This window comes from Pedobacter jeongneungensis (genome assembly GCF_000633455.1).
In the GTDB taxonomy this organism is placed as follows: domain Bacteria; phylum Bacteroidota; class Bacteroidia; order Sphingobacteriales; family Sphingobacteriaceae; genus Pedobacter; species Pedobacter jeongneungensis_A.
Genome location: NZ_AYMG01000006.1, coordinates 20,453 through 33,590, shown reverse-complemented (window position 1 = coordinate 33,590; position 13,138 = coordinate 20,453). Strand labels below are relative to the sequence as shown.

Sequence of the window (13,138 nt, the reverse complement as noted above, 5' to 3'; positions counted from 1 at the left end):
GTATGAGCACGACCACCATTGAAACAACAACAGACAACAAGACACAATTTCTTCAGGAAACCCTAACAGGACTACAATCTGAACCGAAATTTATGCTCTCCAAGTATTTTTATGATGCTACAGGCGACCGTATATTTCAGCAGATTATGGAGATGGAGGAATATTATTTAACCAATGCAGAAATGGAAATTCTCCAGTATCAGTCTGCGCAGCTTTCGCAGGCCATATCTGCCGATGGAACTGCCTTTGATCTGATCGAATTGGGTGCTGGTGATGCCACCAAGTCCATTCATCTGTTAAAATCACTGCTGGATGATCAGATGGAATTTAGTTATGTTCCGATTGATATTTCTGAACATGTAATTTCAGATCTGGAAGAGAATTTGCCTAAAAAACTTCCTGAATTAGATATTAAGGGATTGAACGGCGATTATTTTGATATGCTTAAAAAAGCGACTGAATTATCTGATCGTAGAAAAGTAGTATTATTTATGGGCGCAAATATTGGCAACATGACAATTGCTGATGCTGAAAGTTTCTGTTCTTCGTTAAAACAGCTGCTTTCTCCTAACGATCTGCTTATTATTGGTTTCGATCTCAAAAAAAATCCGCAACAGATTTTGGCTGCCTATAACGATAAAGGTGGAATTACCAGGTCTTTCAACCTCAATTTGCTTCAACGCATCAATAAAGAACTGGACGGCAATTTTAATCTTGAACATTTTGAGCATTATGCCAATTACGATCCCGCGTCTGGTGCCTGCAAAAGTTACCTCATCAGTTTAAAAAATCAGATTGTGAATATTGGTCGTAATGCCATTCATTTTTCCGAAAATGAATATATTTTTATGGAAATCTCACAAAAATATTCCTTAGGTGATATTGATCAGCTTGCAGAAAAAGCAGGTTTTAAACCGCTGCAACGTTTTTTTGATCAGCATCAGTATTTTGTAGATGCCATTTGGAAAGTAGATTAGTTTTTGCCGTCTAAAACTTGTAAAAGGCGATTTAAATCTTCTTCCGTATTATAAAAATGGAACGAAATTCTAGTGCCTGTTCCTCTGGGTGAACAGAGAATTTTAGCTGCAGCGATTTTATCAACCGTTTTTTGCTCCAAAGGCATACTCATAATGGTTGATTGATATTTTCGATTTAATGTCCAGTCTGGAATTAATCCTCTTGAACTGAGTTCCAGTCTTGCTTTGTTACAGAGTGTTTGGTTGGTTTTTTCAATCCAATCGAATCCGATGGCGTTGAGATAATTTAAACTTTCATTTAAAGCACCAAAGTTTAAGCTATCTAAATGGCCTGGTTCGAAACACATCGACAAATGATCTTTGCCTTTTAAAAATGGCGCAGTTGGCAATGCTGCAAGCTTGTTATTGATGTAAATGGCATCTTTCATCTGGTTGGAAAGAAAAACATAACCATTTCCATAGCCACCCAACAGCCATTTATAACCGCTGCCTATTAGGGCATCCAAACCTGATTTTTCGAAGTTAAAATCAACGGTTCCCAAAAACTGAGTGCCATCGCCAATCAATAAAAGATTGGGGTAGGTGGTTTTTAATTTCCGGATAAAATCATCGTCCATTCTTAAACCACTGATGTATTGCACCATGCTAAAAGCAAATATGGTAGGTTTAAAAGTATCAATCGCTTTAATAATGTTATCTTCAATATTTTCATCAATATGGATCATGTGGTAATCAAATCCCATGCTGATAACCGGGTAACTCACCGATGGATATTCCTCTTCGAGCAACAGAAATCGATGATTTTTATCCAATCCGCTTAATAAAGTATTAAAACCGACAGAAAAATTTTGCACTAAAAAGGTGTTTTCTGGTTTTGAATCAAAGATTTTGGAGATATTGTTTCTAAGCTCACCGATTACCGGTAGGTTTTCCATCCTGAAAATACTGCCCCCAGCCACAAATGCTTCATCATGTTTACTTCTCCAGGCTGCTAAATTGGTTGATAATATACCAGAGTTGGCGGTATTTAGATAGGTGTAGTTTTTGAGGATCGGAAAAGTTAGGTTCATGCCCAAAATTAAAAGAATTATACATTAAATGGTTATCAGTTTAGCTGAAATTCAATTTTATACAAACCTATGAGAATCACGTTTGTTAGGTTAGTACAATCCTTAAATTATTATGGAAAATCAAACATCGATACTCGTTACAGAACTTAAAAAAATGTTAAATGGAGGTGGGGCACATGTTGGGCTAAAAGATGCCGTTGCAAACCTTCCTTATGAACTTTTGGGCGAGAAACCTCACAGTTTGCCCTATAGCATCTGGCAATTGGTAGAACATATCAAAATTGCTCAGTGGGATATGCTTCAATTTAGTAAAGATGGTACACATCAATCACCAAAATGGCCGGATGAATATTGGCCAAAGGAAACTGCACCAAAGGATGAAGCAACCTGGAATAATACACTTAAACAGATTGATAGTGACCTAAAAGAATTTATTGCTTTATTGGATTCAGCTGATTTATTTGAGCCAATTCTGCATGGAGATGGACAGAGTGTATTGCGTGAAGCTTTGCAGATTGCAGATCACAATGCTTATCATATCGCCGAAATTGTGGTGATCAGGCGTTTGTTAGGTGCATGGAAAAAATAATGAATTTGTCTCGTTTGGGTGCATCATTTGCCGCTTAAGCAACCAGTTTATACAGTATTATTCACCTAAATTTAACTATCTGTTCTCACAAAATGATTTAAAAAGAAGGTTATGTTAGAAAATTCAAAAGCGTTCAGTTCGTTTTCTGTAGATGATGTACAGAAAGCAAAAGATTTTTATCATGGTGTATTGGGTCTCGAAGTTAAAGATAATCCAATGGGGGTAATCGAAGTGGTCGTTTCGGGATCATCAAATGTATTGCTCTATCCAAAACCTAATCATGTTCCGGCAACTTTTACGGTACTTAATTTTCCGGTCGAAAATATAGATCAGGCTGCTGATGAACTGATCGCCAAAGGGGTGAAGTTCGAGATTTATAATCAGGAGTCGATCAAAACCGATGAAAAAGGCATTTCGCGTGGTAACGGCGGACCAAATATCGCATGGTTCAGAGATCCGGCAGGTAATATTTTATCCATTTTGGAAACGGTATAGTCTACGATCTTCGAGATTTTGAACTCTGTTTTGTGGAGTTAATGGTTTTTAACCACAGATGTACATAGATAAACACGGATTTATATATCTGCGTTTATCCTTTTTATCTGTAGTTAAATTATTTTAATGACATTGCACGATGAATTCTATGTGCCGTCCCAGTGGGACGCATTATCCATTTTGGAGACGGCTTAGTCTATAATCTTCGAGATTTTGTACTTTGATGACATGTGCCGTCCCAGCGGGACGCATCGTGGGTAGCAAATAATTTATTATTTGTGTCGTTCCGTAGGAATGTTTTGTTGTAAGGATTTATGGTTTCGGTCTGTGAGGACACAACCTAGGATAGAGCGGACCAAATATCGCCTGGTTCAGAAATCCGTAAGGTAATATTTTAACCATTTTGGAGACGGCTTAGTCTATAATCTTCGAGATTTTGTACTTTGATGACATGTGCCGTCCCAGAGGGACGCATCGTGGGTAGCAAATAATTTATTATTTGTGTCGTTACGTAGGAACGTTTTGTGGTGTTAAGGATTTATGGTTTCGGTCTGTGAGGACACAACCTAGGATAGAGCGGACCAAATATCGCCTGGTTCAGAGATCCGTAAGGTAATATTTTAACCATTTTGGAGACGGCTTAGTCTATAATCTTCGAGATTTTGTACTTTGATGACATGTGCCGTCCCAGCGGGACGCATGGTGGGTAGCAAATAATTTATTATTTGTGTCGTTCAGTAGGAACGTTTTGTTGTAAGGATTTATGGTTTCGGTCTGTGAGGACACAGACCGAGGAGGTAGTGGTTAAAATATATTCTATTCAATGGTCGGTGACTCACCGACCATAAATTAATCCAGATTAGTTTGATAGCGCATAACACTGGTGCGCAATTTCGTATTCCTCATTGGTTGGAATAACCAGTATTTTTACTTTTGAGCTGTCACTATTAATTTCTTTCAGTTCTCCTTTGTAGGCTGTGTTCTGAGTGGGATCTAATTCAATGCCCAGGTAGTCGAGTTCGGTGCACACGGCTTCGCGCATATTGCTGTCATTTTCGCCAACTCCGGCCGTAAAGATAATAGCATCTATTCCATTCAGAATGGCGGTATAAGTGCCAATAAACTTCTTAATGCGGTAAGCATATAACTTAAGGGCTAAAACTGCGGCAGCATTTCCTTCATCTACAAGTTTTCTGATATCACGCATATCACTCGAACCACCCACACCCAATAACCCTGATTGTTTGTTCACCAAAGTGCTTAATTGTTCTAAGGTATATCCCGAATGTTCCATCAAATGAAAAATTACCGATGGATCGATATCTCCTGAACGCGTTCCCATCATCAATCCACTTAAAGGCCCGAAGCCCATGCTGGTATCGATAGATTTTCCGTCTTTAATTGCTGCCATGCTACAGCCGTTACCCAGGTGGATACTAATGATTTTTGTTTCAGCTTTATTTAACCATTTAATGGCCTGTTCGCTCACGTATTTATGGCTTGTGCCATGAAATCCATATACCCTGATACCATGTTCTTTATAATACCATTCAGGAATGGCATAACGATAAGCTTTTTCTGGCAGGGTTTGATGGAAAGCGGTATCGAATACAGCAATCTGTTTGGCATTTACAAAAGTCTGCTCGGCAACCTCAATGCATTTATAATTCACCGGGTTGTGTAACGGAGCAAGCGAAAACAGTTTTTTGATCTGTTTTTTTACTTCATCTGTAATCATGGTGGCACCTGTAAAATGCTCTCCACCATGTACCACACGGTGGCCAACCGCGTTTATATCATCAGGACTGTTAATTACGGCGTATTCGCCCTGGGTTAACAAAGCTAAAACCTGCTTCAATCCTTCGCCATGGTTGGCTATAAAGCCCGATTCTTCAATGCTGTGCTTCTCACCATTGCTATAAACGGTATGTTTGATAAACGAATCTTCGATGCCAATGCGTTCTACCAGGCCGCTGCAAACAGGAGCCTTTTCTGGCATTTTAAAAAGTTGATATTTTAAGGAACTGCTTCCTGAATTGATGACTAAAATGTTCATATTAAATGTCTTGGCATTGGATTGCTGTAATCACAACGGTATTAAAAATATCATCTACGGTGCAGCCGCGGCTCAAATCATTAATCGGTTTATTTAAGCCCTGTAACATCGGGCCAATGGCCAATGCACCAGTTTCTCGCTGTACAGCTTTGTAAGTGTTGTTTCCGGTATTTAAATCGGGGAATATCAATACACTTGCTCTTCCGGCCACTTCAGATCCCGGTAGTTTTTGCTTACCGACCAATGGATCTACAGCAGCATCATATTGTATCGGGCCTTCAATTTTTAATTCCGGATGTCTTGCTTTAACGATTGCAGTAGCTTCCCGAACACGTTCTACATCTTCACCCTCTCCAGATGTTCCGGATGAGTAAGAAAGCATAGCAATACGTGGTTCTATACCGAATTTAGCACTGCTTTCTGCCGATGAAATCGCAATTTCTGCCAGTTGTTGGGCAGTAGGGTTAGGGTTAACTGCACAATCGCCAAATATGGCTACACGCTCAGGCAGGCACATAAAGAAGATTGAAGATACGACCGATACGCCAGGTTTGGTTTTAACAAACTGTAAAGCCGGCCTGATGGTATGCTGGGTAGTATGTACCGCGCCCGAGACCATTCCGTCTGCATCGCCTTTATAAACCATCATCGTTCCGAAATAGGAAACATCGGTCATCATATCCCTCGCCATTTCGAGGTTTACATTTTTGGCTTTGCGAAGCTCATGCAGTGTATCAACATAATCATTATAATGTGTCGATTGTGCAGGATCATGTATCCTTAAAGTATTTACATCTAAATTCAGGCCCAGTCGTTTTACACTATTGATAATTTCAGCAGGATCGCCTAATAGTGTGATGTCAACAATATCCTGGGCAATCAGTTTTTCAACCGCCTTTAAAATACGTTCGTCATTTCCTTCAGGTAGAACAATGTGTTTTTTATCCCGTTTAGCCCATTTAACCAATTGGTACTGGAACATGTGTGGCGTAATGCCTTGATAACTAAAGGTAATAATCTTATCGTCAAGCGCTTTAATGTCTACATATTTTTCAAAAAGCTCAATCGCCAGGGCAATTTTCTTTTTATTTTCGATGGTGATTTTAGAATGGATACCCCCGATGGTTGTAGTGGTTTCAAAAGTTCCCTTTTGTACGGCAATAATCGGAATGATGGTTTGTAAACCTTCAATCAGTTTAATGATAGGCTCATCCGGCAAACTGCCCGCAGTTAATACAATCCCTGCAATTTTGGGGTAATTGGCCGATAAATTGGCCTGTAAAGCACCTATAATAATATCTCCACGGTCGCCAGGGGTAACAATAAGCAGGTTATCTTTAATATGCCTTAAAAAATTGGGCAACATCATGGCGCCGGTTACAAAATTATCAACCTGGTTATCCATTAGTTCGGCCCCAAAAAGCACTTCGCCGCCCAGTGCCAGGGTAATTTCTTTCATGGTAGGACTTTGCAGTCCGGTTTCAGTTGGTATTACCGCAATCAGCAGTTCTGCTGGTAATTGGTTGGTCAAGGCCTGTTTGATACGTTCTGCTTCTTCCGGATTTACCATATTGGCCACTACGCCTAATACTTGTACATCCCGAAGTAAGAAATTACGGTAAATATTAATGGCCGTTTTAAAAAGCTGGCTGGCCGTTTTATTTTTTCCAGATACCACGATCAATACCGGGGCACCCAGGTTTTTGGCCATTAAAGCATTCGATTCGAATTCAAAAGCCATGCCTTCGCCCAGGAAATCGCTGCCTTCAATTACCGTGAAATCGTAATTATCTTCCAGTTTTTTATACTTGCTGATGATGGTATTGATGATGGCTCCGCTGTCTTCAGATTGGTGAAGCATTTCTTGCCGGGTAAAAGCAAAAGCATCTTCATATTTAACCGGAAGCGAGAAATAATCCAGCATGGCTTCTACATGTTCATCTCTCTGGTTTGGGTCGTCTTGTGCTATAATAGGTTTAAAATAGCCTACTTTTTGGGTTTTGGCCAATAGCATATTGATCATTCCAAAAGCAATAACTGATTTTCCGGTATAGGGTTCGGCCGAAGCGATGTATATATTTTTAGTCATAAAATAGGGAACAATTAAAGCAATAACCAATTAGGCCCAATATAGCTGGAAATATTTATTTTAAAAATTTAAGACGGTTAAGTTTTTAGCGACAGTAAAAATAATTCAAAATAAATTTGCGAAACCGAATGGTTGCGACTGAAGGGTTGATAATAATCTTTTTTTATGAGAACTGGGATTAATATTCCGCGAATAATAAATAGGAGATAATTCTTAATAATTAATTTGTCATTCTGAATGCAATGATGAATCCTTAACTATAGAATTTTGTAGCTAAATTACTTTTTATAGATCCTTCATTTCATTCAGAATGACAAATTGATCGATTCAAATAGAAATGTCGGCATCTTGACCGAAGCAAAGCTGAGTGGAGCGATCTTTCTTGACAGATTTAGATTCGCTGATCCTTTGGGTTTTCGATTGTTTCGCACTCCTCTAGAAGTGATGTTAGCCCCAGGGAATTTTTACGCGTATATTATTGTGTTGATTGTTATACTGTAAATTATCTTTCAGGATGACAAATTTGCCGGTTTTGATACGATTGACTAATTGTAAAATCATATCTTCTGCATTCGTACGCTATTGCCATAGCACTTAACTGATTTAATTCTTCATTTTCTATAGCAGAAAGGCTGTGTTTTGAAGAGAGTAGCGCAATGCGGTTGATGACTAATTTATAATCAGCGTCGGTTAGAATGGTTTCCATATGTTGTTGTTAAAATTTGTGTGGGATCAAAAATCAACAAGAGAACAATTTTATAAAAAGAAAAGTTTTAAACGGATGTGGAAATTTTTTCTTGATTTTAAGACCTGATTTCTAAGCGTTCGACTCAATCAAAAGTTTCAACATTTTTAACCTATGGATAATCGGAATATTCACTTTTGCCTCCGGATTTAGTTTTAAAGGCGTTAAATGACTTTCCAAAAAATGTTCATAATCGGTAATCACTGTAGCTTCGTTAAGATAAATGGGCACCTGTTGCTTTCCGGCCTGGGCAAAAAAATCTTCTAATTGCTGTATTTCTGGGATGGTCATGAGGCAAAGTTAGTAATTTAGTCCTTAGTCTTATAGTCGGAAGTCCGAAGTCGGAGGTTCGAAGATAAAGTTTCAAAAAAAATCAACCCAGCTTTGTCTGCGCTGTGCCTTTTCTCTGCGTTCTCTGTGGTTCACTAGGCGCCAAACTCCAAACGCTCCGCCCCAACCCCTTGCCGTACTAAAATAATTAGCTTAAATTTGTTTTCCCTTAGAGATTGATTTGTGTATGCTAACCGCATAGAATGGATAACAGTGAAATAAAAAAAGATATTCTTCCTGCTCAAGTTCCTGATATTGCAGCGCTGAAGAAAGAGTATTACCGTAAAGAAACCGCTTGGCACCGAGATTGGAAGCTGGCTTTCCCATCTTCCTTCAGGGAGATTGCCTTTTACGATGCCGCAAATACGGACATCCACCGTGCTGATGTATTTACACCTTCTGGTTATACCATAGAATTTCAGAATTCGCCGATTACAGCGGCTGAACTCCAGAGTAGGGAAGCCTTTTATCCCAACCTGATCTGGGTATTAAACGGTAAAAAGTTTAAAGGTTTTAAAATCCTGAAGCACCTGCCTGATGTGGATGATCCTAAACTGGCAGATTACGAATTTTGCCATTCCGATCACCTTTCTATGGTGCGAAAAGCAGAGGTAGCGCAAGGAATAGCCAATCCTAAAATACTTAATTTTTATCATCCCGAGCTTAAAGATATCAAACTGACTTCTAATCTATACTCTTTTTGCTGGAAACAACCACATAGTGTATGGTATTTAGCTACCGCAAAAATAATTGTAGACTTAGGTGGACATTTTTTGTATGAGCTAAAACAACGGAAACAATTAAATGGAAATTATCCTTATCTAAAAATCATCAGCCGGAAAACCTTCATTAACTGGCATACCCCGCCAGAATTTTAAACCTCAAATCATTTAAATTTGCGGTAGAACTATATCATACAGTATTGTAGGCTAATAATTACATTTAATATGTGTGTAAGTGTCTTCATTGAATTTGAAGATATTTTGATATAAATCAAGATTATTCCTACTCGAATTAAGGTTACAAGTATTATTTTATAAGAATAAATTAGCTATTAGGCATATTTTTGGCAACACTATCTAAAAATATTAAATAATGCAACCATTTAATACCGCTCAACTCAAATGCATCATTATTGATGATGATCAGCTCAGTATCGATATTTTAGGCAATTTTATTGCCCGTAATAACGAATTAACTACCATTGCTACTTATACCGACCCAATTGAAGGCATTATGGCCATCAAAAAAATAAATGACCTGGATATTCTGTTTCTGGATATTGGGATGGAGGTTTCAGGCCTTGATGTGGCCAAAGTGCTACGAGATCATGTCCGCTATCTCATATTTGTTACCGGCCACGAAAAATACGCATTGGATGCTTTTGCTGTTTATTGTGATAAATTTATCGTTAAGCCTATTACTTATGAAAAAATAAATTTGGCTATCACAGATATTATGAGGAGAGACAGCCGGTAATAGATAACGTATTAAATCTCTTAAAATGAGTGAAGAGATTTAATACGTTTGAATAAATTATTTCATGCTATCGTTAATCTTGTTGATCATTACCAGGTGGCTTTGAACAATAGGAGCAGTTTTGGTGGCAAATGCTTTCAGATCTGCATCTTTACCATCTTTCGATTCATCTTCCATCAATTTTAAGGTCGATTTGTGTCCGCTAACCATAGCATCAACATAAGCTTTATCGAAATCTGAGCCTGTTTTCTTACTCAGGTCTTCCATTTTTTTCTTATGCTCATCGTCAACTGTACTTGGTAGGGTAATGTTTTTCTGTTTTGCAATGGCCATAAGTTCTGCATTGGCCATACCATGATCTTTAACCATCATGGTTGCAAATTCCTTAACTTGTGCGTTGCTGCTTTTTTCGAGGGCCAGTTTACCTAATTCTACTTCGGCCATGCCGCCAACAGCTGCCTGGGTAGTAAATTTAGCATCTGCATCATCTACTGCAATTCCTCCCGTGGCTGCAACGTTCGAAGTGGTGTCTTTTGCCATGTTTAAACTATCGGCACTTTCTTTGGCATCTTTATTTCCACCACCACAGGCCTGAAAGGCTAAGGCTGAAACGGCCATTACATAAATTAACTTTTTCATATACATTGGTTTTGTTGTACATCAATAACATGCACTAAGGCAAAAGGGTTTTAACCTTTTTTTATTAAGGAAAATTGGCACTAATCTTCAGTTGATCAGTAAGGTTAAAGAATTTTGATCAATCGGAGAGGTGTATCAATCAAACTAATGGTTAATTCTTATTTGGACTTGATCTAAATAGAGGCTATATTTGCGGCAGATAAGAAAGCCACACGGTTCGGACCCGTGTGGCAAAACCGGAATCCGGCTCACCTTTAATCTCTAATTAAAAGCCATGCAAATTAAGAAAATTTTGCTACTGGGCATGCTATGTGCCTGCGTAATTTTTACTTCTGCCCAAAATCGACTCTCCAGCATTTCGGGCCAAATCAAAAGTAGTTCTGGCGAACCCATCCCAGGCGCTACGATTAAAATCCACAAAACCAATTATGGTACCATCACAGATCAAAAAGGAAGTTTTAACATCCTGAATATTCCCTTTGGTAATTATACCCTTCAGGTATCAGCAATCGGTTTTAAAACACAGAAAAAAGAAATCAAGGTAACTGATGGTGCGGTTGCAAATTTCAATTTTAGTTTGGACGAATCATCAGAACAGATGGAAACGCTGAATGTTATCGGTCGCACGGCTAACCAGCAGGTGAACCGTCAGGCATTCAATGTTACCTCCATCGATGCCAGGAAACTGCATAACAGTACGCTCGATATTTCTCATGCTTTAGACCGCGTTTCGGGCGTAAGGGTAAGAGAAGCCGGGGGACTGGGTTCGAGAATGGATTTTTCATTAAACGGTTTTACGGGCCGGCAGGTAAAGTTTTTTATTGATGGGGTACCGATGGATAATTTTGGTTCATCATTCCAGATCAATAACATCCCGATTAACCTTGCACAGCGTGTAGAAGTGTATAAAGGCGTAGTTCCCGTTTGGTTGGGCTCTGATGCTTTGGGTGGTGCAATTAATATTGTAACCGATAATACCATGAAAAGTTATATGGATGCCTCTTATTCTTATGGCTCGTTCAATACGCATAAAACGACTATAAATGCTGGATATACCGCTCCATCAGGTTTTAAACTGCAGATCAACGCTTTCCAAAATTATTCTGATAATGATTATAAAGTAACCACCGACGTGGCAGCTTTTAACGGTCAGTATTTTAGAAACCAGGTGGTTAAACGTTTCAATGATACTTATCATAACGAAACTTTAATTGCCAGTGCCGGTGTGGTAAATAAATCATTTGCCGATCAGTTGATGTTCGGGCTTACCGTTGGACAAAACTATTCGGAAATACAAACAGGAGCAAGGATGATCAGTGTATTTGGCGATTGGCACAGAAAGGGTAGTATTTTAATGCCTACCGTTAAATACGCCAAAAAAGATTTATTTACGAAAGGTTTGGATCTTCGCGTAAACGGAAATTTTAATTTTGGTACTGAGCAGAATATCGACACGGTTTACCGCCGTTACAACTGGTTTCAGGATTATAAAGAATATCCTGGTGCAGGTAGCGAACGCGAACGTTCGATGTATAAATTTCGCAACAATAACGGATTGGCTACTGCAAACCTGAGTTACACCATTGATGAGCACCATTCATTATCGTTAAATAATGTGTTTAACAGTTTTAACAGAAAAGGTGCTGATGAGCTTTATCCTGATGCTGAAAAATACGAACAGCCACGCATTAACAACAAAAATGTACTGGGTTTGGGCTATAAATACAGTGCTTCAGAAAAATGGAACACTTCGGTATTTGCGAAACAGTTTTATCAATCTAACAAGTACTCACAAAGTTATAACCCAAGTGGTAACTGGGGTGATGTAGCTTATTTAACCCAAAAGAACAGTTATAGTAAAACGGGTTATGGCATTGCGTCTACTTATTTTATTATCCCAAATTTACAGGTTAAGGCATCTTATGAAAAAAGTTACCGTTTGCCGGAAACCGATGAACTTTTTGGTGATTTATTAAATCTTGAAGGAAATATCGATCTAAAACCCGAACAAAGCAATAACTACAATTTAGGTTTTAGTTATCAGGCTCAATTAAATAAAATCCACCGTTTCAGTTTTGATGGCAATGTAATGTACCGTGATGCGAAAGATTTTATCAGACCATCTTTAAATAACAACCAAACCAAGCAGGTGATGGGCAACCTGGCCGATGTAACTAATATCGGTTTTGAATCTGAGGTAAGGTATTCATTCAAACAGTTATTTACAGCTGGTGTTAATGTAACCTATCAGAATTTACGAAATAATACGCGATTTGAACAAGGACAAACGATGGAAAGCCCTTTGTTTAGAGACCGGATTCCGAATATGCCTTACCTTTTTGGGAATGCAGATGCATCGCTTTTCTTTAACAACTTTGGTAAAAAAGGCAATACCCTAACCCTGGGTTATAATGTGCTTTACGTGCACGCTTATTATTTATCGTGGCCAAGCCAGGGTACTTCTGATACTAAATATGATATCCCCAGACAATGGATGCAGGATGTAAACGCCGTTTACACTTTGGGCGGAGGTAGATACAACATCGGGTTGGAATGCAAAAATCTATTGGATAACCGCATTTACGACAACTTCTCACTGCAAAAACCGGGCAGGGCCTTTTATGCCAAAGTAAGGTACTTTTTTAGCAACAACAGATAACCGCAACCTT

General features: G+C 38.7%; 12 protein-coding genes. 6 read left to right on the top strand and 6 right to left on the bottom strand.

Annotated features, from left to right (window positions below; all coding sequences use genetic code 11):
• Window positions 1–2 precede the first annotated feature (2 nt).
• Window positions 3–977: an L-histidine N(alpha)-methyltransferase gene (locus tag U859_RS0105025; protein ID WP_025142331.1), complete on the top strand. Its 975-nt coding sequence runs from the start codon at window positions 3–5 to the stop codon at window positions 975–977.
• On the opposite strand, the gene U859_RS0105020 is transcribed toward U859_RS0105025, so the two are convergent.
• Window positions 974–2,047, bottom strand: a complete 1,074-nt coding sequence (locus U859_RS0105020) for an aminotransferase class V-fold PLP-dependent enzyme (RefSeq protein WP_025142330.1) — start codon at window positions 2,045–2,047, stop codon at window positions 974–976. The two genes, U859_RS0105025 and U859_RS0105020, sit on opposite strands and share 4 nt — an antisense overlap.
• 112 nt (window positions 2,048–2,159) lie before the next feature.
• On the opposite strand from U859_RS0105020, the gene U859_RS0105015 reads away from it, so the two are divergent.
• Both U859_RS0105015 and U859_RS0105010 read left to right on the top strand, forming a co-directional pair.
• Complete coding sequence (locus tag U859_RS0105015; protein WP_025142329.1) at window positions 2,160–2,636, top strand: DinB family protein; 477 nt, start codon at window positions 2,160–2,162, stop codon at window positions 2,634–2,636.
• A gap of 111 nt (window positions 2,637–2,747) precedes the next feature.
• On the top strand, window positions 2,748–3,131 hold the full coding sequence (locus U859_RS0105010) for a VOC family protein (protein ID WP_025142328.1): 384 nt from the start codon (window positions 2,748–2,750) through the stop codon (window positions 3,129–3,131).
• Window positions 3,132–3,990: 859 nt separating this feature from the next.
• On the opposite strand, the gene U859_RS0105005 is transcribed toward U859_RS0105010, so the two are convergent.
• From U859_RS0105005 to U859_RS0104985, 4 genes are all read right to left on the bottom strand, one after another.
• Complete coding sequence (locus U859_RS0105005) at window positions 3,991–5,187, bottom strand: acetate/propionate family kinase (protein ID WP_025142327.1); 1,197 nt, start codon at window positions 5,185–5,187, stop codon at window positions 3,991–3,993.
• Between the two features lies 1 nt (window position 5,188).
• The gene (gene pta / locus U859_RS0105000) at window positions 5,189–7,276 is read right to left on the bottom strand and encodes a phosphate acetyltransferase (RefSeq protein ID WP_025142326.1); all 2,088 of its coding nucleotides are present in this window, start codon (window positions 7,274–7,276) and stop codon (window positions 5,189–5,191) included.
• 502 nt (window positions 7,277–7,778) lie between these two features.
• The gene (locus U859_RS0104995; RefSeq protein ID WP_025142325.1) at window positions 7,779–7,982 is read right to left on the bottom strand and encodes a hypothetical protein; all 204 of its coding nucleotides are present in this window, start codon (window positions 7,980–7,982) and stop codon (window positions 7,779–7,781) included.
• 111 nt (window positions 7,983–8,093) lie between these two features.
• Complete coding sequence (locus U859_RS0104985) at window positions 8,094–8,312, bottom strand: DUF6965 family protein (RefSeq protein WP_025142324.1); 219 nt, start codon at window positions 8,310–8,312, stop codon at window positions 8,094–8,096.
• Window positions 8,313–8,554: 242 nt separating this feature from the next.
• Between U859_RS0104985 and U859_RS0104980 the strand changes: the two genes are divergently transcribed.
• Together U859_RS0104980 and U859_RS0104975 are read left to right on the top strand one after the other, a co-directional pair.
• On the top strand, window positions 8,555–9,229 hold the full coding sequence (locus tag U859_RS0104980) for a hypothetical protein (RefSeq protein WP_025142323.1): 675 nt from the start codon (window positions 8,555–8,557) through the stop codon (window positions 9,227–9,229).
• A gap of 217 nt (window positions 9,230–9,446) precedes the next feature.
• On the top strand, window positions 9,447–9,830 hold the full coding sequence (locus tag U859_RS0104975) for a LytR/AlgR family response regulator transcription factor (RefSeq protein ID WP_025142322.1): 384 nt from the start codon (window positions 9,447–9,449) through the stop codon (window positions 9,828–9,830).
• 57 nt (window positions 9,831–9,887) lie between these two features.
• On the opposite strand, the gene U859_RS0104970 is transcribed toward U859_RS0104975, so the two are convergent.
• Window positions 9,888–10,469, bottom strand: coding sequence for a DUF4142 domain-containing protein (locus tag U859_RS0104970; protein WP_025142321.1), 582 nt, complete (start codon window positions 10,467–10,469; stop codon window positions 9,888–9,890).
• A 274-nt stretch (window positions 10,470–10,743) separates the two neighbouring features.
• On the opposite strand from U859_RS0104970, the gene U859_RS0104965 reads away from it, so the two are divergent.
• On the top strand, window positions 10,744–13,128 hold the full coding sequence (locus tag U859_RS0104965; RefSeq protein WP_025142320.1) for a TonB-dependent receptor: 2,385 nt from the start codon (window positions 10,744–10,746) through the stop codon (window positions 13,126–13,128).
• Window positions 13,129–13,138: the final 10 nt, after the last annotated feature.

Bases quoted from the DNA above. Each gene is read 5' to 3' on its own strand.
- U859_RS0105010 (WP_025142328.1), top strand. From the start codon at position 2,748: ATGTTAGAAAATTCAAAAGCGTTCAGTTCGTTTTCTGTAGATGATGTA.
- U859_RS0104995 (WP_025142325.1), bottom strand. From the start codon at position 7,982: ATGGAAACCATTCTAACCGACGCTGATTATAAATTAGTCATCAACCGC.
- U859_RS0105005 (WP_025142327.1), bottom strand. From the start codon at position 5,187: ATGAACATTTTAGTCATCAATTCAGGAAGCAGTTCCTTAAAATATCAA.
- U859_RS0104970 (WP_025142321.1), bottom strand. From the start codon at position 10,469: ATGAAAAAGTTAATTTATGTAATGGCCGTTTCAGCCTTAGCCTTTCAG.
- U859_RS0105015 (WP_025142329.1), top strand. From the start codon at position 2,160: ATGGAAAATCAAACATCGATACTCGTTACAGAACTTAAAAAAATGTTA.
- pta (WP_025142326.1), bottom strand. From the start codon at position 7,276: ATGACTAAAAATATATACATCGCTTCGGCCGAACCCTATACCGGAAAA.
- U859_RS0105020 (WP_025142330.1), bottom strand. From the start codon at position 2,047: ATGAACCTAACTTTTCCGATCCTCAAAAACTACACCTATCTAAATACC.
- U859_RS0104985 (WP_025142324.1), bottom strand. From the start codon at position 8,312: ATGACCATCCCAGAAATACAGCAATTAGAAGATTTTTTTGCCCAGGCC.
- U859_RS0105025 (WP_025142331.1), top strand. From the start codon at position 3: ATGAGCACGACCACCATTGAAACAACAACAGACAACAAGACACAATTT.
- U859_RS0104975 (WP_025142322.1), top strand. From the start codon at position 9,447: ATGCAACCATTTAATACCGCTCAACTCAAATGCATCATTATTGATGAT.
- U859_RS0104980 (WP_025142323.1), top strand. From the start codon at position 8,555: ATGGATAACAGTGAAATAAAAAAAGATATTCTTCCTGCTCAAGTTCCT.
- U859_RS0104965 (WP_025142320.1), top strand. From the start codon at position 10,744: ATGCAAATTAAGAAAATTTTGCTACTGGGCATGCTATGTGCCTGCGTA.